The sequence below is a fragment of the Candidatus Dormiibacterota bacterium genome (assembly GCA_035532835.1).
GTDB lineage: Bacteria > Vulcanimicrobiota > Vulcanimicrobiia > Vulcanimicrobiales > Vulcanimicrobiaceae > DAHUXY01.
Genome location: DATKQG010000009.1, coordinates 15,860 through 38,865 on the forward strand (window position 1 = coordinate 15,860; position 23,006 = coordinate 38,865).

Annotated in this window: 28 protein-coding genes; 18 read left to right on the plus strand and 10 right to left on the minus strand. The window is 62.9% G+C overall.

Annotation, left to right across the window (positions count from 1 at the left end; genetic code table 11):
• Positions 1–197: 197 nt before the first annotated feature.
• The 4 genes from proC to VMW12_00680 all read right to left on the minus strand — a co-directional run bounded on the left by proC (position 198) and on the right by VMW12_00680 (position 2,931).
• Positions 198–977, minus strand: coding sequence for a pyrroline-5-carboxylate reductase (gene proC, locus VMW12_00665; GenBank protein ID HUZ48230.1), 780 nt, complete (start codon positions 975–977; stop codon positions 198–200).
• 198 nt (positions 978–1,175) lie between these two features.
• Positions 1,176–2,078, minus strand: a complete 903-nt coding sequence (locus VMW12_00670; GenBank protein HUZ48231.1) for a hypothetical protein — start codon at positions 2,076–2,078, stop codon at positions 1,176–1,178.
• Between the two features lie 35 nt (positions 2,079–2,113).
• Positions 2,114–2,647 (minus strand): TlpA disulfide reductase family protein, encoded by a 534-nt coding sequence (locus VMW12_00675; GenBank protein ID HUZ48232.1) that lies wholly within the window; start codon positions 2,645–2,647, stop codon positions 2,114–2,116.
• Between the two features lie 23 nt (positions 2,648–2,670).
• Positions 2,671–2,931 (minus strand): hypothetical protein, encoded by a 261-nt coding sequence (locus VMW12_00680; protein HUZ48233.1) that lies wholly within the window; start codon positions 2,929–2,931, stop codon positions 2,671–2,673.
• A 64-nt stretch (positions 2,932–2,995) separates the two neighbouring features.
• Between VMW12_00680 and VMW12_00685 the strand changes: the two genes are divergently transcribed.
• A complete protein-coding gene (locus VMW12_00685) occupies positions 2,996–3,859 on the plus strand; it encodes a bifunctional 5,10-methylenetetrahydrofolate dehydrogenase/5,10-methenyltetrahydrofolate cyclohydrolase (GenBank protein HUZ48234.1) in 864 nt (287 codons plus the stop codon).
• Here the strand turns inward: VMW12_00685 and VMW12_00690 are convergent.
• A complete protein-coding gene (locus tag VMW12_00690; GenBank protein HUZ48235.1) occupies positions 3,856–4,569 on the minus strand; it encodes an LON peptidase substrate-binding domain-containing protein in 714 nt (237 codons plus the stop codon). The genes VMW12_00685 and VMW12_00690 overlap by 4 nt on opposite strands.
• Positions 4,570–4,626: 57 nt before the next feature.
• On the opposite strand from VMW12_00690, the gene VMW12_00695 reads away from it, so the two are divergent.
• From VMW12_00695 to VMW12_00705, 3 genes are read left to right on the plus strand one after another with little or no spacing between them, the layout of a single operon-like run.
• The gene (locus tag VMW12_00695) at positions 4,627–5,256 is read left to right on the plus strand and encodes an O-methyltransferase (GenBank protein HUZ48236.1); all 630 of its coding nucleotides are present in this window, start codon (positions 4,627–4,629) and stop codon (positions 5,254–5,256) included.
• Complete coding sequence (locus VMW12_00700; GenBank protein ID HUZ48237.1) at positions 5,253–5,732, plus strand: flavin reductase family protein; 480 nt, start codon at positions 5,253–5,255, stop codon at positions 5,730–5,732. Before VMW12_00695 ends, VMW12_00700 begins: the two co-directional genes overlap by 4 nt.
• Positions 5,729–6,367, plus strand: coding sequence for an MBL fold metallo-hydrolase (locus VMW12_00705; protein HUZ48238.1), 639 nt, complete (start codon positions 5,729–5,731; stop codon positions 6,365–6,367). Before VMW12_00700 ends, VMW12_00705 begins: the two co-directional genes overlap by 4 nt.
• Before the next feature lie 17 nt (positions 6,368–6,384).
• On the opposite strand, the gene VMW12_00710 is transcribed toward VMW12_00705, so the two are convergent.
• Both VMW12_00710 and VMW12_00715 read right to left on the minus strand, forming a co-directional pair.
• Entirely contained in the window at positions 6,385–6,870 is a 486-nt protein-coding gene (locus VMW12_00710; protein ID HUZ48239.1) for an iron-sulfur cluster assembly scaffold protein, read from the minus strand.
• 14 nt (positions 6,871–6,884) lie between these two features.
• The gene (locus VMW12_00715; protein ID HUZ48240.1) at positions 6,885–7,532 is read right to left on the minus strand and encodes a helix-turn-helix domain-containing protein; all 648 of its coding nucleotides are present in this window, start codon (positions 7,530–7,532) and stop codon (positions 6,885–6,887) included.
• Between the two features lie 131 nt (positions 7,533–7,663).
• Between VMW12_00715 and sufC the strand changes: the two genes are divergently transcribed.
• From sufC to VMW12_00745, 6 genes are all read left to right on the plus strand, one after another.
• The gene (gene sufC / locus VMW12_00720) at positions 7,664–8,434 is read left to right on the plus strand and encodes a Fe-S cluster assembly ATPase SufC (protein ID HUZ48241.1); all 771 of its coding nucleotides are present in this window, start codon (positions 7,664–7,666) and stop codon (positions 8,432–8,434) included.
• Positions 8,427–9,548 (plus strand): Fe-S cluster assembly protein SufD, encoded by a 1,122-nt coding sequence (gene sufD, locus VMW12_00725; protein ID HUZ48242.1) that lies wholly within the window; start codon positions 8,427–8,429, stop codon positions 9,546–9,548. The genes sufC and sufD overlap by 8 nt, the downstream gene beginning before the upstream one ends.
• Before the next feature lie 5 nt (positions 9,549–9,553).
• Entirely contained in the window at positions 9,554–10,804 is a 1,251-nt protein-coding gene (locus VMW12_00730) for a cysteine desulfurase (protein ID HUZ48243.1), read from the plus strand.
• Positions 10,805–10,806: 2 nt separating this feature from the next.
• Positions 10,807–11,199 (plus strand): SUF system NifU family Fe-S cluster assembly protein, encoded by a 393-nt coding sequence (locus VMW12_00735; protein ID HUZ48244.1) that lies wholly within the window; start codon positions 10,807–10,809, stop codon positions 11,197–11,199.
• 68 nt (positions 11,200–11,267) lie between these two features.
• On the plus strand, positions 11,268–11,597 hold the full coding sequence (locus tag VMW12_00740) for a DUF485 domain-containing protein (protein ID HUZ48245.1): 330 nt from the start codon (positions 11,268–11,270) through the stop codon (positions 11,595–11,597).
• Positions 11,594–13,219 carry a cation acetate symporter gene (locus VMW12_00745; GenBank protein HUZ48246.1) on the plus strand — a complete coding sequence of 542 codons (1,626 nt, stop codon included), beginning with the start codon at positions 11,594–11,596 and terminating at the stop codon, positions 13,217–13,219. Before VMW12_00740 ends, VMW12_00745 begins: the two co-directional genes overlap by 4 nt.
• Positions 13,220–13,419: 200 nt before the next feature.
• Here VMW12_00745 and VMW12_00750 read toward each other — a convergent pair whose 3' ends face one another.
• The gene (locus VMW12_00750; GenBank protein HUZ48247.1) at positions 13,420–14,220 is read right to left on the minus strand and encodes a hypothetical protein; all 801 of its coding nucleotides are present in this window, start codon (positions 14,218–14,220) and stop codon (positions 13,420–13,422) included.
• Positions 14,217–14,615 carry a hypothetical protein gene (locus VMW12_00755; protein ID HUZ48248.1) on the minus strand — a complete coding sequence of 133 codons (399 nt, stop codon included), beginning with the start codon at positions 14,613–14,615 and terminating at the stop codon, positions 14,217–14,219. Before VMW12_00755 ends, VMW12_00750 begins: the two co-directional genes overlap by 4 nt.
• A 68-nt stretch (positions 14,616–14,683) precedes the next feature.
• Here VMW12_00755 and VMW12_00760 point away from each other — a divergent pair, with 68 nt between their 5' ends.
• The 3 genes from VMW12_00760 (at position 14,684) to VMW12_00770 (ending at position 16,564) form a co-directional block, all read left to right on the plus strand.
• On the plus strand, positions 14,684–14,992 hold the full coding sequence (locus tag VMW12_00760; GenBank protein HUZ48249.1) for a hypothetical protein: 309 nt from the start codon (positions 14,684–14,686) through the stop codon (positions 14,990–14,992).
• Between the two features lie 9 nt (positions 14,993–15,001).
• Positions 15,002–15,694 (plus strand): hypothetical protein, encoded by a 693-nt coding sequence (locus VMW12_00765; protein ID HUZ48250.1) that lies wholly within the window; start codon positions 15,002–15,004, stop codon positions 15,692–15,694.
• A gap of 108 nt (positions 15,695–15,802) precedes the next feature.
• Positions 15,803–16,564, plus strand: a complete 762-nt coding sequence (locus VMW12_00770) for a hypothetical protein (GenBank protein HUZ48251.1) — start codon at positions 15,803–15,805, stop codon at positions 16,562–16,564.
• On the opposite strand, the gene VMW12_00775 is transcribed toward VMW12_00770, so the two are convergent.
• Entirely contained in the window at positions 16,517–16,909 is a 393-nt protein-coding gene (locus tag VMW12_00775) for a hypothetical protein (protein ID HUZ48252.1), read from the minus strand. The genes VMW12_00770 and VMW12_00775 overlap by 48 nt on opposite strands.
• 174 nt (positions 16,910–17,083) lie before the next feature.
• Between VMW12_00775 and VMW12_00780 the strand changes: the two genes are divergently transcribed.
• The 5 genes from VMW12_00780 to VMW12_00800 are packed head-to-tail and all read left to right on the plus strand — an operon-like array spanning position 17,084 to position 22,964.
• Positions 17,084–17,713, plus strand: a complete 630-nt coding sequence (locus tag VMW12_00780; protein HUZ48253.1) for a sigma-70 family RNA polymerase sigma factor — start codon at positions 17,084–17,086, stop codon at positions 17,711–17,713.
• Entirely contained in the window at positions 17,700–18,437 is a 738-nt protein-coding gene (locus tag VMW12_00785; protein ID HUZ48254.1) for an MGMT family protein, read from the plus strand. Before VMW12_00780 ends, VMW12_00785 begins: the two co-directional genes overlap by 14 nt.
• A 29-nt stretch (positions 18,438–18,466) precedes the next feature.
• On the plus strand, positions 18,467–19,174 hold the full coding sequence (locus VMW12_00790; GenBank protein ID HUZ48255.1) for a pyroglutamyl-peptidase I: 708 nt from the start codon (positions 18,467–18,469) through the stop codon (positions 19,172–19,174).
• Positions 19,138–20,898, plus strand: coding sequence for a hypothetical protein (locus VMW12_00795; protein ID HUZ48256.1), 1,761 nt, complete (start codon positions 19,138–19,140; stop codon positions 20,896–20,898). Before VMW12_00790 ends, VMW12_00795 begins: the two co-directional genes overlap by 37 nt.
• A gap of 26 nt (positions 20,899–20,924) precedes the next feature.
• A complete protein-coding gene (locus VMW12_00800) occupies positions 20,925–22,964 on the plus strand; it encodes an elongation factor G (protein HUZ48257.1) in 2,040 nt (679 codons plus the stop codon).
• Positions 22,965–23,006: the final 42 nt, after the last annotated feature.

Below are 23,006 nucleotides of genomic sequence, written 5' to 3' on the forward strand. Positions count from 1 at the left end.
CGTTTGCCCACGATCGTGTGCTGTGGGTTGCCCTAGTGTGGTTGGGGGAACGTGCGATTTTTGTGCAAAAGACAGGATGTCGAACTTCCTTTGAAGTTGCACAAAAACGCACGAGTAGGAGACGCGCAGGATGCGCGTCGACGAACGGTTCCCCCAACCACACTAGGGCAACCCGCAGCACACGATCGTGGAGCATTCTAGCTTGCGAGTTCGGCGCTTCGCGTCGCTGCAGCAACCGCGGCGCGTAGGAGCGTGCTGCGCAGTTTACCGTCTTCGAGTTCCATCAATCCGTCGACGGTGCAACCGGCCGGTGTCGTCACGGCCATCTTAAGCGCGGCCGGATGTTCGTCGCTTTCGAGCACCATGCGGGCCGAACCGAGCACCGTCTGCGCGACCAACTCGCGCGCGACGGCGTGCGAGAAGCCGAGCTTGACGCCCGCATCGGTTAAGGCTTCGATCACGAGATAGATGTAGGCGGGGCCGCATCCGCTAAGGCCGGTCGCGGCGTCCATCAACGATTCGTCGATGACGAGGGCGCGGCCGAGCGTTGCGAACAGCGAACGCGCGAGTTCCAGCGTCTCCGGCGGAAGGTCTCGAGCGCAGAGCACCGTCATGCCTTCGCCGATGCGACACGGCATGTTCGGCATCGCGCGCACGATGAGGTGGTGGCCGTTCGTCCACTCATGCAGTTGGTCGAGCCGCACCGATGCGGCCGTCGACACGAGCACCGTCTCCGGTTTGAGGAAGGGCGCCACATCGCGCAATACGCCCTCCAATTGGAACGGTTTGACGCACGCGAAGAGAACGTCGCATTGCGTTGCCAGTTCCGCGTTGCTCGCGGACATCGTTACGGCCGGGTCGTCGAGCGTCAATCCGCGCCGTGTCGTCGCGGAAATCGACCCGACCGCGTCGTGCGCGCGCAGTCCGGCCGCAATGGCGCGGCCGATCGTTCCGTATCCAAGAATTCCTACGTGCATGTTTCCTCGTGAAATAAAAAATCGCCCCGATATCGGAGCGATCGTCGTGTGGTGTAAGCCTACGTTGACGCGTGCGCTACCGAACCGGCATCCTGCGATGCGGTGACGGCGGGCACGGGACTGGGCCGAAGGCGCGGGTCATCGTGAACGCCATGCTATCATGCGGGCGCCACGCTCCGCAAGGCACCCGCGGCGCGATCACGCCGATGCAGGCTCCTCGCGCATCGCTCGAACGAGCAGGCCGCACCCCAGCAGCGCGAGCAGGCCGGCGATGACGATGGCGGCAAACGAGGGCGCTGCGACGATCTCCACCGATGGGAACTGCAGCACGGTTCCGCGCAGACTCAGGCCGCCGACAAGCACCGGCTGGCCGCTTGCCGCGAGACGGAAGCCTCCCGGAAGATCCTTGCCCGTCTCATCCTCTAAAGCGAAGAGGACGGCCGGGCCGGACATGGATGCGAACGCGGCGCGTCCGAGCGCGCGCTCGCTCGCGACGTCGGCCGCGGAAAAATACACGACGCGGACGATCCGATGGACCGCGGGGAGCGCGAACGTATCGAAAGGCAGGTCGGCGCCCGGCAGCGTCTGGGTCTTTTTCATCAGCAGTACCGGGGAGAGGAACGCGGTATTTCCGGCCGGCTGCGTGATGGTGAGGCTGCCGCCGCTCGCCGGCCCGGCATCGATCATGACGACGCTGCGCGGGTGGAGGCTAAGGATCGAAGCGCCGGCGTACCGCCAAGCGCCGATTTGCGTAGCTTGCGAGCCACGCAGTAACGAGACGTCGCCCTGAATCGTGCCGTCTCGCCGAAGCGATGGGAAGGCCAGCGTTCCGCCGAAATCCGCGGCCGGCACGTGGCTATCGGGAGCGCCGATCACGACGTGGTTTTCGGGCCCGAGCAAGCCGCTCGCGACCGCCGCGAAGCCGGCGATGGCCACGCCCGAGGCGATGCATGCCACGCCCCAGCGACCGAATTTCGAGCGCCCCGCGATGGTCGAGCGCACGAGCATTCCCAGAATGACCACAAACGCGACGATCAGCGTGTTGTACCAGCCGCTATGATAGATCGCTTTTCCGGGGACGATGATTTCGAGCGCCACCATCGCTGCGGTGACGAACGCGAAAGTCCCGAACGCTCTCATGCGCCCCCCAAGAACGGCGTAACCGCCGCGCGCATTTGATCGATCGTAAGCGCGCCGTCGAAGCCGCGGCGGACGATGCCGTCGCGGCCGATGACCACCGTCGTCGGCAGCCCCAGCGCCGCAAAGACTCGCCCGTACTGCTGCTGATCGTCAATCCAAATGGGGAAACCGATCTGCAACGCCTTCGCGAAATCGGCCGCGCGTTGCGGCGACTCGCCCTGGTTGACGCCGATCACGACGAGCCCGCGGGATGCGAACGCCGTTTGCAGACGCTGCAAATCGGGCATTTCGGCACGACACGGCGGGCACCACGACGCCCAGAGGTTGAGCACGACCACTTTGCCGCGGTAGGCCGAGAGCGAAACGGCGTTCCCTCGATCGTCGTGGAGGGCGAAGACGGGGGCGGCTTGGCCGACCAGCCCGCCCGGGCCCGCTTCTCGCACGGCCCCCGGCCTAAAGAGCGGCAATAATACCAGTAACGCGACCGCAAGCACGACGGCCGCGACGATCCATTGGGTCCGACGATTCACAACGCTCCCATCATACGAGGCATTTACCAATCTCCCATCCGATCTTCATCGACTTCCCCCTCGAAGGCGACGACTCCGGCGGGCAGTACCGCGGCGTACAACGGCACGCCGCGAAAGCGCAACTGCTCGTTATGCGCCGATTCGCCGCCGCTGAAGACGCGGCAGAAGCGCACGAGGACGTCGGGGCTGCAACGCGCGAGTTGCGGCGCGACGTTGTAGGTTTGGACGAATCGGTCGAAGGCGCCCTCAAAGGCCTGCGCGGCAAACTCCGCGCCCAAACGCACTTCGCGGCGTACGTGTTCCAGGTAAGCCTCCCCGGCTGGACGAACTCGCCGACGCGTGCCCGCCATGATTCTGGACGGCAAAGCCCTTGCCGCCGAGCTCCGAACGGAACTCCTTGCGCGAACGAATGCGCTACGCGAGTCGGGGATTCATCCTAAGCTCGCGATCATCTTCGTCGGTGAGAATGAATCGAGCGTTGCCTACGTTCGCAATTTGATAAAAACCGGGGAGCGGGTCGGCGTGGCGGTCGAGATCGATCGGCTCGACGAGCGAGCGAGCGCGGCACAGATTCGCCGGCGGCTCGAACGGCTCCGCGACGACGACAGCGTCCACGGCGTGATGCTCCAGCAGCCGCTCCCGCCCCATCTCTCCATCCGCGAGATCGCCGATGCGATTCCGGCCCATAAAGACGTGGACGGAACGCATCCGACCAATCAGGGCAATCTCGCGTTCGGCAGCGGGACCGAATTCGTGCCGGCTACGCCGGCCGCGGTCATGCTGCTGCTCGAACGCAGCCCGCATTGGCCGTTGCGCGGTCGCAACGCGGTTATGATCGGCCGCTCGATCGTGGTCGGCGCTCCGGTCGCGATGTTGATGCTCGCGCAAGATGCGACCGTCACCGTGCTCCATAAGGAGTCGCAAAGCTTGCAGCCCTACACGCGCATGGCCGACGTTGTCGTGGTGGCGACCGGGGTTCCCGATTTGATTCGCGGTGAGGACATCAAGCCGGGTGCGACCGTCATCGACGTCGGCACGACGGTCGTCAACGGCGTACTGCGCGGCGACGTGGAGTTTGCGAGCGCCGCGGCAGTTGCCGGAGCGATCACGCCCGTGCCGGGCGGGGTCGGGCCGGTCACCAACGTCGCTCTGCTGCGCAACGTCGTTTCGTCGGCCGAAGCGCTCCGAGCGGGCGGTCGCGGCGAGGCTTAGTTCAGCGAGAAGAACTTCCCGAAGAATCGCTCCTGATCGAGACGGTAACTGAGGTCTTCTCCATCGTCTTGGCGCGCCTGCAATTCGGTGCGGCGCCGCTCGAGCAGACGCGTCAACTGCGGCAAGAGGCGTTCGAGAAAGCCGAGTTCCGCGCGCAAGCGCGCCTTGGTATCGTCCAGCTCTAAGAGACGTTGTTTGACCGTTTCCGCCACTTGGAGCGCATCGCCGATGAGGAACGACGTGCCGGCCGCGTCGCCGGGAAGCTCGACGTTCGTCTCCTGGCCGGAAAATTCCACGAGCATCTCGACGTACTCCAAGAATAGCGAGCGCACGCGTCCGCGCAGATCGTCGCTCTCGTCGTCTTCCGCAAGATCTTCATCCAGCAACTCGGCTTCAACGGTCAGAAACGGCTCGCGACTGACGATCGAGCGAATCCGAAAACGTTCGCGACCGATCGTGGAGATGAAAAATCGCCCGAAAGGAAGCGGTTGAACGTCGACGATTTCTGCGATCGACCCGATGTCGTGCGGCTCCACGGCGGGATCGCCGGCCTCCGCTCCGCCCGCGATCAGGGCGACGCCGAATCCCTCGCCCGATTCCAAGCACTCGTTGATCATCTGCTTGTAGCGCGGCTCGAAGACGTGGAGGTTGAGCACCGCGCCGGGAAAGAGCACGGAATTGAGGGGAAACAGACGCAATCTGCGAGCCATTGGATGCAACTGCTTCGGGGAGGTCGGGGCTGGTTCCCGGCCAACTCCGCAGGGACCATGGAAGAGACGCTACACTATTTGGAGGCGGCGCACCCCAATCCGCACCCGCTTCTGCTGGAGCTGGAGCAGCACGGGCGCAAGGACGGCATACCGATCGTCGCGCGCGATACCGGTCGCCTGCTTTCCACGCTGGTCCACGCCATGCAAGCCAATCGCATCCTCGAGATCGGCACCGCCTATGGGTATTCGACGCTGTGGATGGCCCTCGCGCAGCCGCCGGCGGGTAAAATCTGGACGGTCGACCCGGATTACGATCGAACCGAGGTTGCGATGACGTACTTCAAACGTGCCGGCGAAGACGACTACATCGAGATCATCAATACGCCGGCCCTCCAGTTGCTGGAGAATTTTCCGCAGCGCAACCTCGACATCGTCTTCATCGATGCCAACAAGACCGAATACGCGAGCTATCTCGACCTCGCGATTCCGATGCTTAAATTATCGGGCGTGGTCGTCATCGATAACTGCCTCCTCGACGGGCGCGTTGCCGACCCGCCGAGTAAAGACGACAGCGACGACGTGCGCGCGATGCGCGCCTTCAATGAATATTTTTTACGCCATCCGCATTTAGATGCGACGATTCTTCCGCTGGGTGACGGCACGGGCATCGGCGCGCGCATCAAGTGAACGCTCTCGATTTTCGCTCCGCGATGCGGCATTATCCCACCGGCGTCACCGTTGCGACAAGCCTGAAGGACGGCGAGCCGCGCGGCATCACGCTTAACGCATTCGCCAGCGTCTCCGCCGATCCGCCGATGCTCTTGATCTGCGTAAATCGCGAAGCTCGCACCTATCTTTATATCTCGACCTCGCGCATTTTCTGCGTCAACGTCCTGGCGAGTTCCCAACGCGAACTCGCGGAGCGTTTCTCCGGTAAAATCCGCGAACATCAATTCGACGACATCGCCTTCGACACCGATACAACAGGAGCGCCGGTGCTACGCGATGCGATCGCGCACTTCGATTGCGAGGTCGCGCAGGAGCATCACGTGGAGTCGCACTCCATTTTCATCGGCCGCGTCCTCTCGTGCGCCTCTCGCCCGGGTTCGCCGCTGGGCTATTTCAACGGCGGCTTTCACGATTTCGGGATCGCACTCACGTGACGATCGAAACCTTCGCGGTCGGCCGGCTCGGATGCAATTGCACCATCATCTGCGACGACGATAGCAAGACCGCCATCGTCGTCGACGGCGGGGATGGTGTAGACGACGTTATGGAGCGGCTGGACGCTCGCGGATTACGCGCGACGCTGCTGATCCATACGCACGCGCACTTCGATCATATCGGCGACGTGGGGCGCCTGCGGGATCGTACGGACGCCAAAGCCCTCCTCCATCCGGGAGATCTGCCGCTCTATCGCGCGCTGCCGCTTCAAGCCAAGTGGGCCGGTATGGACCGCGTGCCGCGCGTCGTCGATCTCGACGGCGATCTGCGAGACGGCGATAGCCTCAATGTGGGCGCCGCCCGGATCGACGTACATCACACGCCCGGGCATACGCCGGGAAGCGTCTGTTTCGCCGTTCGCGATCGCGAAGGTGCGACGGTACTCTTAACCGGCGACACGCTATTCGCGGGATCGATCGGGCGCTGGGATTTGGGTGGAACGTCGATGGAAGACATCGTCGCGTCGATTCACGCCAAACTGATGGACTATCCCGACGCGACGGCGGTCATTCCGGGCCATGGCAACTTTACGACTATCGGGATAGAGCGGAGCTCAAATCCCTATTTGCAGTAGCGAGAAATAACGCGCTATCAGCGCAGGCGGATCAACACCTTGCCGTCGGAGGGCTCGGGCGCCGCATCCTTCGCGGCCGGAGCGGCCGGTCGGACGGGCGCTTCCATCGCCGCGTAGTCCGGAACGGTTCCGGCGGCGACCTTCGATCGATAATCCGCGATCGCGGTATGCAGCGCTTCCAGCGCGCGCTGCGGATAATCTTTCTTCTTCTCCGGATACCCTTTGAGCTCGCTATCGATATCGCTCTCGGAAATAGCGCTCGCTTCGTCGATCGTCTTGCCACGCGCGAGGTGCACGACGAGGCTGCAGGTCGCCGTACCGAAGCCGCAACCGGTCGTGAAATAGGAGATATCCTCGATCACCGCGCCGGGGCCGACTTTTAAGAAAAAGTTGTACATATCCCCGCACGAGTCGCTGAAATACTCACCGCTTGCGGTCGGATGGTCCATCGTCTGGAATCCGGGCCGGTCTTCGACCAATTGCTGAAATTTCTGAAAATCCACGGGTCCTGGTCTCCTTAGCGAGTTGTCTCTAGCGCCTGCGGCTGTAGCTCAAACCGGCATGCCTTGCCGCCGGTTGCGATCGATTCGGTCTGCGTATGCTCGCCGCCCAACGTTTCATCCATGACGTGGTGGATCACCTGACACATCTCCGGATGCTCTTTTGCAACATCCGAATACGGGCAGTTGTGTTCGACCAATTCGAATCCACCATCGATCAAGCTGTACTCCGCGACGACGCCGTTGGAACGCAGCACGTCGGTGAGTTGCGCGACCTTTCCCTGTACGCTGCCGGCGGTGACCCGGCGCTTGGCTTTATCGACGGCTCGACGAGCGATCCCATCGAAAATCTGCTCGAGAGCCGAGTGCCCGTACTGGTCTTTGACCTCACGGAGCACCGCGGAAAGCATCTTGTCGTACTGTTGGGGAAAGAGACGATCGGCATTGGAGGTGAGCGAGAATTCCAGGGTCGGCTTGGTCGGCCCCCGGCGGACGGACTTCTCCACCACGAGTTCGTCGCGCTCGAGCACGACGAGCTGCTGGCGAACGGCGTTCGGCGAGAGCCCGAATACTGCAGCAAGCTCGGCTGCCGAGGCCGTGCCCCGGCGGCGAAGCTCCGCGACGATCTTGCCGCGCGTGGACTTGAAAAAGCGATCGACCTGCATTTTTGGTACTTGTATGCTAGCACGGGCGCCGGAGATAGTAAAGTTTATCCTTGACTTTCTGCGGGCCCGTCGGATACGATACCCAAGCGGGATACCCCGCCGTTTTTCATCATCATCAAGGGAGCCACAGCGTGTCCGACCAGGGCCTTCGCATCACCGACCTGCATTGCAGCGTAGATGGCAACGAGATCCTCAAAGGGATCGACCTCGTCGTCGAGCCGGGGAGCGTCCACGCTCTGATGGGGCCGAACGGTAGCGGCAAATCAACGCTTGCCTTCTCGCTCACCGGGCATCCGCACTACACGATCACCGGCGGCACCGCGACGCTCGACGGCACGGACCTGCTGGCCCTGCCCCCCGACAAACGCGCGAAAGCCGGGCTCTTCCTCTCCTTTCAGTACCCCGCCGCGATCCCGGGCGTGAAGGTGGCGAACTTTCTGTTCGCCGCGCGCCAGACGGTGAAGCCCGGCGAATTGACGCCCGGCAAGTTCCGCGCGCTGCTGCTTGAAAAGATGGACGTGCTGGGCATGGACCCGTCGTTCTTGGGTCGCTATCTCAATGACGGATTCTCGGGCGGCGAAAAGAAGCGCCTCGAAATGTTGCAGATGGCCGTTTTAGGCCCCAAATACGCCGTGCTGGATGAGACCGATTCCGGGCTCGACGTCGACGCACTCAAGTATGTCGGCGACTCGGTGAAATCGCTCCGAGAGAGCGGCGAAGGGAAAAAGACCGGCTTCCTCATCATCACCCACTATCCGCGCATTCTGCAGCACATTACGGCAGACGTCGTCCACGTGATGATGGATGGCCGCATCGTCAAGACCGGCGGCCCGGATTTAGCCCAGCGGATCGAGCGCGAAGGTTACGATACGATTCGTGAGGAGACCGCCGCTCGTGCCTAGCGCGACCCTTACCGATCGCGAGCGACATCTGGAGCGCTTTCACGCAACCCGGTCGGGCCGCGAGAAACCCGGACGCTATTGGAAGATCGATCTCGAAGCCGTCAAGATCCCGAGCGACGCGAAGCCGGGCGGCAGCGTATCGATCGACGCGCCTTCGAGCGTTATCGCGGTCGACATGCAGGTCGCACTCCGCGACCATGCGGCGGCGTTGGCGCGGGTCGCCGGCGTCGCGACGGAGCCGCAGCATAAGTTCGCGCACCTCACCGCAGCCTTTGCGGGCTTGGGCGCATTGATTCACCTTCCCGCAGATCGCGCCATCGACGAGCCGATCGTCGTGACCTATCGCGCGCAGGGCGCTGGCACCCTGTTCCCCCACACCGTCGTGCTCGCCGAACGCGGCGCCCGCGCGACCGTCATCGAGCGTATCGAAACCGGCGATGGAGCGTTCGTCTGCGGCGTTAGCGAGATCGTCACCGAGGAGCACGCGGATATCACGTATGCCGCCGTGCAAACGCTGCCGCTGGACGCGCGTTCGTTTTTTACCCGCGCCGCCAAACCCGGCATCAACGCGCGCATCGCCTGGGCCACCGCCGATATCGGTGCCGGGCTCGCGGTCTGCGACATCGCGACGGCGATCGAGCACCCCGGAATCGAAGCCAACGTGGCGTCGCTCTTCTTTCCCACCGGCACCCAACACGTCGATATCGTGAGCACGGTCGACCATCGTGCCGGCCACTCTACCTCGCAGACGTTGGTGAAATCGGCCGCGAACGGACGCGGCCAGGCGCGCTACCTCGGTAACATCCGCATCGCCGCGCACGCGCAGGGCAGCGAAGCCGGCCTACGCGACGACGCGCTCTTACTCTCGAAACAGGCGCACATCGATTCGATCCCGGCGCTGGAAATTGCGGCTAACGACGTCAAGGCCTTTCACGGCGCGACGGTCGGCGCGATCGATGACGAGCAACTCTTCTATATGACCAGTCGCGGCATCGACCGCCAGCAGGCCGAACGGATGATCGCTCTCGGATTCTTCGAGCCGGTGATCGACCGTTTCCCCACCCAGACGCTGCGCGACGAATTGCACGACGCCCTCCCAAACAAGGTGCTGTAACGGGCATGCTGCAGGCTACGCCGTCGGAAGCCTCGTTCGCGCGCATCGCGCAGGATTTCCCGATCCTCGCGCATCCGACGTCACGCGGTAAGCGTCTGGTCTATCTGGACTCCGCCGCGACCTCGCAGAAGCCGCAGGCGATGATCGATGCGTTAGTCGAGTATTACTCGGAGTACAACGCCAACATCCATCGCGGCGTCTACGAAATAGCCGCGCGCGCAACCGATGCCTTCGAGGCGGCCCGGGCCAAGGTCGCGCGCTTCATCAACGCCACGCCCGAAGAAATCATCTGGACCCGCAACGCGACCGAGGCGATCAATCTCGTAGCGTACGCCTGGGGCAACGCGAACGTCAAACCCGGCGATGCGATCTTGGTATCGCAACTCGAGCATCATTCGAATCTCGTGCCGTGGCAACTCCTGGCGCAGCGGACCGGCGCAACGCTCCGCTTTATCCCTATCGACGAACGCGGCGTCCACGTTCTCGACGATCTCGAAACGCTGCTGAAGGGCGTGAAACTCGTAGCGCTCTCGCACGTGAGCAACACGCTCGGCACGATCGCTCCGCTCGAACGCATCATCCCGCGCGCCCGCGCCGCCGGTGCGGTGGTGCTGATCGACGGCGCGCAAGCGGCCCCGCACCTGCCCGTCGACGTTCGCGCGCTCGATGCCGATTTCTACGCCATAAGCGCGCACAAGATGCTCGGGCCGACGGGTATCGGCGTGCTGTACGGTAAGCGCGCGTTGCTCGAGGCGATGCCACCGTTCTTAACCGGTGGCGACATGATCCACACCGTTTCGTACGAGCGTTCGACCTTCAACGATCTCCCGTGGAAATTCGAAGCCGGAACGAGCAATATCGCGGACGCCATCGCGTTCGGCGCGGCCATCGACTACCTCGCCGCGATCGGCATGGATCGCGTTCGCGAGCACGAGAAGCATTTGGTAGCCTACGCGCTCGAACGCCTGGGTACGCTCAAACCTCGCGGACTCGCGATCTACGGCCCGCAAGATCCCGCGCTCATCTCGGGCGTGCTCTCGTTCAATTTTGCCGACATTCACGCGCACGATCTGGCGTCGATCCTGGACACCGAAGGAATCTGCATTCGCGCGGGGCACCACTGCACGATGCCTCTGATGGCGAAAATGGGCTGGCCGGCAACTGCTCGCGCGTCCTTCTATATCTATAATAGCGAAACCGACATCGATGCCTTGCTGGTGGGGCTCGAAAAAGCAGCGCAGGTTTTTAAAATTTAACGATGGACGATTTTTACCGAGACTACATTCTGGATCACTATCGTAATCCGCGCAATTTCGGGCACCTCGAACGCGTAACGGCGCAAGCTGAGGATATCAATCCTCTCTGCGGCGACAAGATTAAGGTGGAACTCGATGTCGGCGCCGACGGTACGGTCAACGACGTGCGCTTTTCGGGCCAAGGCTGCGCCATCAGCCAAGCCTCGGCGTCGATGCTGACCGAGAGCGTCAAGGGTATGAAGCTGGAAGATGTCGCAAAGCTCTCAAAGGATGTCGTTCTAGAGAACGTCGGCATCGGGATCAGCCCCACGCGCATGAAGTGCGCGATGCTCGGGTTGCGAGTCCTCAAGAGCGCGGCGATCGGCGAGATTGCCGGATGGCCGGATGAGTCGTAGCGTTCCCGCATAACAGGGAGCGGGCGCCCGGTAGAGTACCTCCTGGCCACGCTCGTCGCGGAGGATACGTGCAACTTCATCACCTCACACCCCCGGAATGGGATCGCCTCGCGGGCGACCCGGATTTCCGCGCGCTGGTAGCGGCAAAACGCCGGTTTATTATTCCCGCCACGATCTTTTTTTTGCTGTATTTCTTCGCGTTGCCGGTGTTGCTTGGGATCGCTCCCGCCTTGATGCGACGCACCGTCGCGGGCCCCCTCACGTTCGCTTTCGCGTTCGCCCTCTCCGAGTTCGCGATGGCCTGGATCTTGTTGGCCCTCTATTTGCTGCGAGCCCGGAGATTCGATGAGATGGCCGAGGCGCTTGTAACGCGCGCGCGCGAACGGCTCTCGGCATGACCACGCAAACGCTCGTCATGTTCGGAGTCTTCGTCGCCATCACGCTAGTGGTGACGTACTGGGCCGCCGGGCAGAGCTCCACCAGCCGTGGATTCTACGCGGCTCACCGTTCGATCAGCGGCATCCAAAACGGCTGGGCGATCGCGGGCGATTACATGTCGGCCGCTTCGTTTTTAGGCATCACCGGGCTCATAGCGTTCGGCGGGTTCGACGGGTTTATGTACGCGGTCGGCTGGCTGGTCGCGTATCTCGCCGTGCTGTTTCTCATCGCCGAACCCCTGCGCAACGCCGGAAAGTACACGATCGTCGACGTGATTGCGTTTCGTCTACGCGGGCGCGGCGTTCGCGCCATTGCGGCGATTTCAACGCTTGCCATCACGCTTTTCTACATGATCGCCCAGATGGTCGGGGCCGGATCGGTCGTCGACCTGCTCTTGCCCCACGTGGGCTACACGCTGGCGATCGTCATCGTCGGCCTCTTGATGATGGTCTACGTGCTCTTCGGCGGAATGCTGGCAACGACGTGGGTACAGATCATCAAGGCGGCGCTGCTGCTCTTCACCGCCCTCATGCTCTCCGTCTTGGTCCTCGCGCACTACGGATTTTCGATAGCGGCGTTCTTACAAGCCGCTGCGAACCTGCGAGTCGATCGCGTCGCCACGAACCTTTTACAGCCCGGCGCCATCTTCAACGGCGCACACGGAGCCCTCGACCTCATCTCACTGAGCCTAGCCTTGATACTGGGAACGGCCGGCCTTCCGCACATCCTCATGCGATTCTTCACGGTGCCGACCGCGAAAGCCGCGCGTTCGTCGGTAGCGTGGGCGATGGTATTGATCGGCATCTTCTACCTGAGCACCTCGGTGCTGGGCCTGGGAGCCGCAACGATCGTCGGGCAAGAGCACATCGGTAAGCGCGTAACCAATACGCAAGCGATCCGCTACATCATTCGCCACCCGGCCGAACAGCACGATCTCAACAACGATTTGAGAAAAAACGGCTACTTAGTCCCCGTTCGCAACAGCAATCTCGCCGCGCCCCTGCTCGCCAACGCCCTCGGCGGCGGTTTGCTGACCGCGTTCGTTTCGGCGGTCGCATTCGCAACGATCCTCGCCGTCGTTGCGGGCCTAACGATCGCCGCCTCGTCCGCATTCGCGCACGATATCTGGTGGAATCTCGTGCGTAACGGCGCGGGCGAAGAACAAGAATACGTCTTCGTTGCTCGCCTAACCGCTGTCGTCGTCGGCCTGCTCTCGATCGTCCTTTCGATCGGCTTGCGAGAACAAAACGTCGCATTTCTCGTGGGATTGGCCTTCGCCGTCGCCGCCAGCGCCAACGTCCCGGCGCTCGTCTTTGCGCTACTATGGAAACGCTTCTCGCGCGCGGGTGCGATCGTCGGCATGCTCTGCGGCCTGATCTCGTCGCTAGCCCTGATCGTCGTCGGCCCCGCCGTCATGGGCGCGCACGCGCTTTTTCCGCTCGACAATCCCGGCATCGTTTCGATACCGTTAGGATTTATCGGCGCGATCGCCGGCACGCTCCTCGTTCGCGATCCCGAATCCGAAGCGATGTACGCCCAACTCCACGTGCGCGCAGAAACCGGCATCGGCGCCGAAGTATAAAGCAGCGCACGAGTTGAGCCCGGCGCCAATGCTTGTGGTGATTGGGGAACGTGTGATTTTTGTGCAATCGACAGGAGGTCGAACTTCCTTTGAATGTTGCACAAAAACATACGAGTAGGAAGCCCGCAGGATGCGGGCTGACGAACGGTTCCCCAATCACCACAAGCATTGGCGCCGGGCTCAACTCGTGCGCGTTTACACTAGTGCGGTTTGATGGAGTAGTGGCTGGTGATGCGCATGCCGTATGCGCCCGGAGCTACCGCGAACGTGATGAAGTATTCTTGGTTGTCGGGATCCACCACGTCGGCCGTTACGCGATAGGTTCCGTCGGCGTTCGGCGTCGCACTCACATCGTTGACGATCGTGCCGGATTGCAGAAACGTTTCGGTGGGCACTCCGCTCTCGAGGTACGAAGTTGCGAGTGCGCGATTGCCGTGCATCAACGCGCTCAGGTAGGCGCGGACGACGGCGCTCGCGCCGCTGCTTCCGGTCGCGTTCTGCGGGTTGAGAGGCGTGGGCGACGCGGTCGGACGAGGAGCGCGCGTGGGACGCGGAGCGGTCGTCTTTGCGACGGCCGGCGCTAGCGTTACTGCGGGCTTGGGCATCGCCGGTTTCGGCGTCGCGGCGGGCCGAACCGAGACGGCCGGCGCGGGCGTGATGATGATCACCGCGCTCGCCGGTGCGCTCGAGGGCGTGGCGGTCGGGAGCGCGCTCGGGGTGGATGTCGGACGCGGCGTGCGCTTGGGCGTCGGATGCGGCGTTGGGCTTGGCGTCGCCATCGGCGTTTCGGTTGCAATCGGCGTAGGCAGCGGCGTGATCGAGGGCATCGGGGTCGGCACCTGTACCGCAGGTCCTCCACCGAAGAAGTGCGCCAACACGCCGCCGAGCAAAAGGCCGAGCAAGATGACGGCGATCACCAATGGAAAAATCGGCAGACCGCCGCCGCCGCGATCGCCGCCGTCGTCGTACTCGCTGCGCCTGCGGCGCGGTCCTTGATTCACGTTGAGGCGAGCCGCGCGAAGATGCCGTCGGTAACGCTCGCCGGCAACGCATCGACCAGGGAAGGATGCGTTTGGACGAACAACGTCGTGGCTTCTTTCAGAACGCCGATGTTACGGCCCGCGTATCGAACGAGGCTCGCAACCGCGGCGGGATCCGCGGATTCGATGCGGTCCAGCGCAACGCCGGAAGCCTCGGCTGCGTCTTCCGAGGATTCGCCGCGATCCCGAAACGCCTCGAACACCGAACCGACCAACGCCGCCCGAGCGTCCGAGGGCATACCGCCCACGCGCTCTTCGAGCGCAGCGGCTAATTCGTTTTCGCTCATCGTTGCAACGAGCTTCTCCGCCGCGCTAACCAGCGTCCCGGAGGGCACGTTCCCAAATTGGGGCATCACGGCACTACCGTACTCCCCAACGGCAGGCGGCTCCTCGAAGCAGCGCAAAAAGAACCGGCGTGATCCGCGTGAGGGTACCACTCGATCTCCACGCCGTTGCCGCCGGCGGCTCGGTGGCGTTTGCATTGGCGACGCCGTTGCGCGTGCGCGCGCTCATCGAGATGGCCATTCGCGAAGCGATCGGCGCCCGGGCGCCGCACGACAAATTTCTGCGCACGATTCGCTGCACGCTGGCGGGGCTGGCGGCAGGCGACTTTACGGTCGATATCGACGGGCGCGTTTTCGCCGACCCGGATGCGGTTGTGGTCTGCGAGGGTATCGCCGACGTGCGGTTCTTCGCGGGTACGCACCGCCGCCGCGCCGGTCTAGAACGCTAGCGCCGCCGGGTGCTTCTTGCCGCATATCACGCCCTGCGCCTAACGCTCGCGCGCAGCGGCTTCTACGCCGGATACATCGCCGCAGCGATAGTGGCTCAAGCCGCGATCGTCCTGTTGTGGCGGGCTCCCGAAGCGATCGTCATCGCGCAAGCCACGATCTTGCCGGTCCTCTCCGCGATCGTGTACGCCTTTGCATACGCGGATACGCAAGCCCAGGAGACTCCCGACTCGCAGGTATGGCTACGCGTCCTGGAACGGAGTTGGGCGGTCATTGCGATCGACTACGGGCTCAACGCCATCATCGGCGCGGCACTCGGAAGCCCGCAGAGTAGCGCGAACCTCTTCGGCGCGCTGGCCGGCGGATTGTTACTGTTCCTAACCGCGCTGTTACTCTTCGCAGACGTCAGCGCCACGGTGGACGATGGCGATGGAACGCTGCTGTTGATCCCGCGTTCGATCCTCCGCAGTGTGGCCGCCGCCCTGTATCCGGGAAATATCCTCGGCGCGATCGCGATCGTCTCGATGGAGCTGGTCTTGGCCATGCTCGAAGGTCTCCTTTCGCAAGCGTTGGTTGCGGCGCACGTCGCCCATGCCTTGCTCTGGGCGAGCGTTCCGTTGACGACGGTCGCTACTGTGCCGATCGGTGTCTACACAACGTTGCTCTACCTGCGCTACCAAAACAAGAAGCCATCCGCCACGTAGCCCTTGTCGCGGATGATACTGTTATAGAGTATAGAGAAGCCGCCATCTGGAAGCTCTCGGTCGAAACGGAGTCGCACCATCTCACATCCGCGGGTAGCGTCGATCGCATTGATCGTCGCGGCGATATTGGCAACGGCTCGCCCGGTTGCAGCAGACCAACAATATAACGTCACAGGTAACGACAGCTACCACATCGGCGGCGCAGATGGACAGCACACGCACATCGTGTACGCCGGCGTGCAACGCCTGCGCGTCGTACGCAACGGCCGCAACACCGAGTACGTGGCGAACGTTCGGTACACCAGGGCCCAAAGCGGCGGAAGCACGGTCGTCCATGCCAGCTTCGTCCAGGTCTTGCGGCCGGACGGTTCGTTCACCGACAGCGACGATGCCGACCCGGATTTTCTTACGATCCTCAACCAGCCGTTCGCGGTGACCCTCGATCCGGTGACGCTGCGAGCGATCGAACACCTGCACGGCAAGGTTCCTTTTGAAGCCAACTCGCCACTCGGGCATGCAACCTTGACGGGGTTTCTCCGGCCGGGAGCCCGCGGGCTGGTAAGCGGTCATCCCGTCGTCGGCGTCGCCTTCGAAGCGGATGGGCCGATGACCGGGGGCCTACCGGAGAGCGTTGCCGCGACCTCGATCGCGGGCACGATCCGCATGGACGGCACCGCATACTACGCCACGCAAAGCGCGCTGCTGATGGCGCTCGACGCTCGCCTCACGATCGTGGGAACGTTAAAAAATGCGGCCAACGCGATGCCGGTGCGTATCGTATACCGTCGTTCGATCCGGGCCACCGATGCGCCGCCGCCTTTGTCAAAAAGCGGCGACGAGCTCCACCTCAAGGGGATGCCGGAACGGTAGCTCGTCCAGATGCGTGAGCGGCGTGAAGGCGAGATGATTTTGATGGCAATCGATCAGCATCTCGATTCCGCGCTTCACCGAACCCGTCTCTTCTACGTATTTCGAAAGCTTTTTCATGAAATACGTGCGCGGGTCGCTCAGTACTTTTGCATAATAGGGATCGTCGGTTAGACCGTTGGTTGGAACGCCTTCTTTTGGAACGAGCCAGACGAACGACGGATCCTCGTTCTGTCGATATCCGATCAATACGAGCGGGATAGCACGCGAAGAATCGAGTGCGGGTAAAAAACTGCACATCGTATATGCATCGAAGAGTATTTCCGTCGGTTCGATGATTCGTCCCATACCTGCCCTCTTTCGTTCTTGACGATGGTCCTAATGAGACGTTTCTGACAGGTTTCTATGCACCCTCTCGCGATGCTGAGGAGTTTATGCCTCTCGGCGTGAAACCAGAGGCGCACGGGGAGTGGTCTCTGGCCTCGTATGAGCGCGCTCGCACCACTCCTCCATGGAGTATACGTGCCACCAGTGGTCCCGCAGGTCTCGTCGACGGGGAACCGTCATACGAAAACTGCGCCGAGTCCCGAAACCTTCGATCGAATCGTAGACGACTACCAGCGTCGGCTCTACGGATTCGCCCTGCGCATGACCGGCAATCGTGAAGATGCCGAGGAAATCGTGCAGGATGCGTTCGTGCGCGCCTACCGCGCGCTCGGTAAAATGTCGATCGAGCAGCGGACGGACTTGCGCCTGCAACCATGGCTGTACACCATCACGCTCAACGTCACCAGGAACCGGCTCCGCAGCAAGCGGCCGACGAACGTCGCGCTCGACGCTCTGGCCGATCCCGACGCGCTCTTGCGCGAATCGAACGAGGGCCCGCCGCAACCCGAAACCATCGTGGAACAGAACGCCGAGGTCGCTTTGGTCGAACGCGCTCTACTCCAGCTCCCGATGCATCTGCGCGCCGCGGCCACGCTGCGCTTCATCGAAGGCCGCAGTCACCCGGAGATCGCCGAGATTCTTCACCAGCCGATCGGCACGGTCAAATCACACGTCCATCGAGCCGTGCGCATCCTGCGCCGCATTCTCGGCCCACAGATCGGACGGCTTACCCCCGAAGGAGCCCCTCTCAATGCGCTGTCGTGACGTCGATGTGCTGTGGGACGACGTCCGCGGCGAATGCCAAGCCTCGCTCAAGGATGCCGTCGAGACCCATTTGGGTGGATGCACCCACTGCCAGGATATCTACGAACAATACGAAGGCGTTGCGTTCTGCCTCTCCTGCCTGCCTCAACCCGAGCCGTCCTGCGATCTCGCCAAGCGCGTCGTCGAGCACATCGCGGCGCTCAAGCACAAAGGTGCGAAGGCGATCGCGCTAACCTGCGTGGGCACGCCCGTCGGAAAACTCTACGTTGGTTTTACGGAAAAACGCATCGGTTACATCGGCCTGGATACCGGCGAGAGCTTCGAGACCGTACAGGCGCGCGTCGAAGCGCGCCTGCGGCGACCGGTCGTAGCGGCGGAGCCCCCGCCGTGGCTCCAGGAGACGCTCGAGCAATTTTTTGAAACCTGGCACATCGACGACGCCGTCATCGATATCAGCACGTTGACGCCGTTCGAACAGGCCGCGCTGCTTGCCGCGGCCCAAATTCCGCCGGGCGAAGTCCGTTCGTACGGGTGGGTGGCTTCCAAAATCGGCCGGCCGCGCGCCGCTCGGGCCGTCGGTCAGGCGATGGCGCGAAACCCGCTTCCCCTCCTGCTGCCCTGTCACCGCGTGGTCGATTCGAGTGGCGACCTCCACAATTACGGGTACGGGCTCGAGATGAAAGCGACGCTTCTGCGCATGGAAGGCTATCGCGCAGAGAGGTAGCCCGTGAGCGAACGCCAACCTTAACGAAGGTGGCAAGGAATGTCTTAGTCGTCGGCTTTGAGCCGTTCGGCGGTGAAAAAGTTAGCCCGAGCGACATGGTCGCACGCGCGCTGGAAGGTCGTTTGATCGCCGGACGCTCGATCGTCGTACGCGTCCTCCCGGTTGAAACGCGAACCTTGCGCGAGCGGCTGGAAATCGTCCTTCGCGAAGCCGATCCGGACATCGTTATCGCGATGATGCAGTTCGGCGGACGGCCGGCTCTCTCGATCGAGCGCGTCGCCGTCAACGTCATGGATTTCGAGCATGCCGACAACCAGGGCATCGCACGCAAAGGCGATACCATTTCACGCGGCGGAGCCGACGCGCGGCTCTCGAACCTCCCGTTCGACCGCATTCTCGAATCCTGGCACGCAAACGGCGTCCCCGGTTTCGTTTCCAATGCTGCCGGAACGTTCATCGGAAACCAGGCACTCTACGAACTCCTTGGCTTAACCGAGAGTGCCGTGCCGCCGGTGCTCTGCGGCCTCGTACACCTCCCCTATTTGCCCGCACAAGCAATCAATGCCGGAGCGGATTCCACCCCGTCGATGTCCTTCGATCTTATGAAAAAAGGGCTCGAACTGCTGATAGAAGCCGTCGCCCCGTGGATCGAGCAACGCACGCCCGAAGCGGCCAAGACGCGCGATAAGGGCAAGCAGATGTGGATTCCGCGTGGCGTAAAGGAAGTAGAACGCTGAGCGACCCACGGATCATCGCCATCCCCGACATTCACGGTCACGCGAAAGGCGAGCACCGGCCATTCGCCGAGGAGCGCCCGATCGCGTATTCGCCGCGCATGCTGTTTTTGTGGTTCTATCACGCATGCCGGCGCGGCTCGCCGCGCTTCCTCATGGTGACCGACCACGTCAACTACCTCACGTTCGAAGATCCCGGTGCCGTGCACACCGTTCGGCGCGCATTGAAGCTGGCGCACGCCGGCGATCTCTACGGCGCTGCCGAGACGGCAGGCGTCGACGTTGCCCACGCGGCCGTCGTCTCCGAAGGGCTCCGCCGCGGGATGCGCTTCTCGATCGGCGCGGAGGTGGACAACGATCCCCGCTCGCGTCCGGACGCACAGAATATCGTCGATGCCATGCGCCCCGACGGCATCGTTCGATCGGTCCACTTTCTGACGATCGATCATCCCGAAAAAGGCGCGGAGTGGCCGTGGCCGTTCGATAATGCGGAATTCTCGCATCTATACGACGTCGTTGGAACGCAGCGCACCTGGGAACTCTACATGGAGCGCTTGCTCGACGACATCGAGAAGCTCCCCGGCCACATCGTGGGCCACTTCTACGTTCCCGCCAGCTTCGGCCATTGGCCCGAACCCGCGGCGCTCGAACGCTACGAGGATCAACTCCTGGACGCATGCCTTGCGCGTGGGATGGCGGTCGAAATCAATTCACGCTTCCTCTATCGCGAGACCGACGACGAGCAGCGTGCCAAACTCATCGAGGCCTACAAACGCCTGATGCGCAAGGCCAAAGCCAAAGGTGTCGGCATCGCGATCGGTTCGGATGCGCACAGCCCGCGGGATCAAGGCGGAGCCTTCGAAACGATCCTGCAAATGCTCGATGCCTGCGAAGTCAACGAGCTGCTATTCCCGGTCGGCGGCCGTCTGCTTCGCGTCGTTTTACGTGCGACCAAGGAGCATATCGAACAGCAGAAGCAGCCCGAGCCGAGCCAGGCCGGCAGCAGCATCAGCGGGTTCAGCCGCGCTGAGCTAGGATTGCCCGAGGACCTCGAGACGCGCGAAATCGGCGGCAAAGTCCGCAGCGAAGGCGCGAAAAAACGCGGAACCGGGCCGGCACGCACGACCAAAAAGCCCGCCGCCTCCGGCGCCGCGCCGAAGGCGAGCTCGCGTCGCTCGGCCGAATCGGCCGCATCCTCTTCCAAGGCTAAAGAAGCCAAGACCACGGCTCCGGCACCGGAGGTAAAAGCACCCAAGGCCGCTCCCGCAGCGAAGGCCCCCAAGGCTCCCGCAGCCGCGGTGAAAGCCGAGCCTCCGGCTAAACCCGCCAAGAGTCCCGCAGCCCCGGCCAAGAAGCCCGCCCTCAAAGCGCCGGTTAAGGCGGCAGCGGTTAAAGCCAAGCCCAAGCCGGTAGCCAAGGCCAAGCCCGCGGCGAAGGCCGTAAAGGCGCCCGCGAAAAAGGCCGCGGCGGCGAAAGCTCCCGCGAAAAAGGCCGTCCAAAAGAAGGCTGCGCCGGCCAAAAAAGCCGCCGTCAAGCGCACCGCTCCCGCCAAAAAAGCCGCACCCAAGAAGAGCGCACCGGTAAAGAAAGCCGCACCGGCCAAAAAAGCGCCCGCCAAGAAGACGGCATCGAAACCCGTGGCGAAAGCTCGCAAGCCTGCGCCGAAGGCGGCCGTCAAGAAGAAAGCTCCCGCAGCCAAGAAAAAACCTGCGCCAAAACGTCGTTAAGCCCATGAGCCCTCAGGAGGGTGAAAATGGCCGAGATCGCTCGCCTACGCAACGTCGCTTTCGTCGGCCCGCACCATGCGGGCAAGACGACGCTGGTGGAGGCCGTACTCTCATATTGTGGAGCGGTCGGGCGACGAGGGTCGATCGCCGAAGGCACGACCGTCACCGATCACGAGCCGGAGTGTATCGCGCACGCGGAGTCGACGACCGTCGGCTTCGCGCATTGTTCGAATAACGATATCGATCTCACGATCGTCGATACGCCCGGATTCATCGATTTCTTCGAAGAGACCAAAATGGTCTTGATCGGCGTCGACGCTGCGGTCGTCGTCATCGATGCCGAGCCGAGCCGCATCTCGCAGACGCAGGGACTGATCGATTATCTCGAGGCTCTGCATCTCCCGCACCTGTTCGTCGTCAACAAAATGGATCGCCCGGGAGCCGACTTCGAAGCCACGCTTCACGCATTGCAGGAGGCCTACGGCCGGCACGTGGTCGCCGAACAGTGGCCGATCGGAGCCGCCGAAAACTTCAGCGGGTACGTCGACCTCGCACAGATGAGCGCGTACACGTTCGTGGATGGAAACGAACGGCAGGCCGCCATATCCGGCCCCACGCTGGAACGCGCCGAACGAGCGCGAGCGGAGCTTCTCGAGGCGATGGCGGATTTCGACGATCACCTGATGGAAGAACTCCTCGAAGGCGTCGAGCCCCCCATCGATGAGGTGGAGCGCGACCTGTACGCTGAATGCTCGCACGACCAGATCGTCCCCGTGCTGGTGGCATCAGCGGCGAACGGCGCGGGCATTCCGGCGCTGGTGCGAGCGATCGAGCATTGGTTTCCTTCGCCGTTGGATGCGCCGCATATCGATGCCGAAGGCCGCGAGATCGTTGCGGACGCTCAGGCACCGACGGTCGCACGCGTCATCAAAACCTCGATTCATCCGCAGTCGGGAAAGCTCTCGGTGGTACGCATTCTCTGCGGCACGATCGATGCCGACGCAACCCTGACCGATCTCGACCACGGAGCCGAAAAGGTACGCTCGGGCGGCCTCTATCGGCTGCAAGGCAAGAAGCAGGAACCGCTGTCGCAAGCCGGCCCCGGAGCGATCGTCGCGATCGCGCGGCTCGAAAACGTCACCACCGGCGACACCCTCACCGCGAACGGCCATCGCGTCCTTCTGCCCCGGACGGCGAGCGCTGAGCCGGTCTTCGCACTGGCCGTCAAACCGCGCGAGCGCATCGACGAAGCGAAGATCTCGCAAGTGCTGGCAAAAGTGATCGACGAGGACCCGTCGCTGCGCCTCGAACGCGAGCCCGTAACGCACGAACTCCTCCTTCTCGGCAACGGAGAGCAGCACGTTGCGATCGCGCTCGAACGGCTGGGCCGCAAGTACAAAGTCGATTTGGAATCGCACCCGCCGACCATCCCCTATCTAGAGACGATCACCACCGGCACCGAGATTCATTCGCGCTACAAGCATCAGACCGGAGGTCACGGGCAATTCGCCGACGTCTGGCTGCGTTTCGAACCGCGCTCGCGCGGTGAAGGCGTGAGCTTCGAAAGCCGGATCGTAGGCGGAGTCGTACCTCGACAATTCATCCCCGCCGTCGAAAAGGGCGTCCACGAAGCGCTCGCCCGCGGCCCCGCAGGCTATCCCGTCGCCGATCTGCACGTCACCCTCTTCGACGGCCAATACCACGATGTGGACTCGAGCGAACAGGCTTTCAAGACCGCCGCCGGGATGGCCGTGCGTGAGGCTCTCGCGAAGCGCGGCCCGATTCTCCTCGAGCCGATCGCCCGGGTGAGCGTCACCCTCCCGACGGCCTTCACATCCGCCGTGATCGCGCAATTGACCGGCAAACGGGGCCAGATTTTGGGCATGAATCCGAGCAACCGTGCAGGCTTCGACATCGTAGAAGCCGATGTACCGCAAGTCGAACTTTCGCGGTATATTACGGAGCTGCGTACCGCGACCCAAGGGCTCGGCACCTACGCGTGGAGGCACGAGCGGTACGACCCCGTTCCGACCAACCGGGTAGGACCTAAAGCAGCCGTCTCATAAAAGAAGCGCCGAACGCGCGCTCTTCTTCGTGGAGGCCTACCA

Coding starts and splice junctions, on each gene's coding strand:
- proC (HUZ48230.1), bottom strand. CDS start 977: ATGCACGTAGGAATTCTTGGATACGGAACGATCGGCCGCGCCATTGCG.
- VMW12_00670 (HUZ48231.1), bottom strand. CDS start 2,078: ATGGTGGCGCTCGAAATCATCGTCCCCGGAAAAGCGATCTATCATAGC.
- VMW12_00685 (HUZ48234.1), top strand. CDS start 2,996: ATGATTCTGGACGGCAAAGCCCTTGCCGCCGAGCTCCGAACGGAACTC.
- VMW12_00690 (HUZ48235.1), bottom strand. CDS start 4,569: ATGGCTCGCAGATTGCGTCTGTTTCCCCTCAATTCCGTGCTCTTTCCC.
- VMW12_00695 (HUZ48236.1), top strand. CDS start 4,627: ATGGAAGAGACGCTACACTATTTGGAGGCGGCGCACCCCAATCCGCAC.
- VMW12_00715 (HUZ48240.1), bottom strand. CDS start 7,532: ATGCAGGTCGATCGCTTTTTCAAGTCCACGCGCGGCAAGATCGTCGCG.
- VMW12_00730 (HUZ48243.1), top strand. CDS start 9,554: ATGCTGCAGGCTACGCCGTCGGAAGCCTCGTTCGCGCGCATCGCGCAG.
- VMW12_00735 (HUZ48244.1), top strand. CDS start 10,807: ATGGACGATTTTTACCGAGACTACATTCTGGATCACTATCGTAATCCG.
- VMW12_00745 (HUZ48246.1), top strand. CDS start 11,594: ATGACCACGCAAACGCTCGTCATGTTCGGAGTCTTCGTCGCCATCACG.
- VMW12_00775 (HUZ48252.1), bottom strand. CDS start 16,909: ATGGGACGAATCATCGAACCGACGGAAATACTCTTCGATGCATATACG.
- VMW12_00785 (HUZ48254.1), top strand. CDS start 17,700: ATGCGCTGTCGTGACGTCGATGTGCTGTGGGACGACGTCCGCGGCGAA.
- VMW12_00800 (HUZ48257.1), top strand. CDS start 20,925: ATGGCCGAGATCGCTCGCCTACGCAACGTCGCTTTCGTCGGCCCGCAC.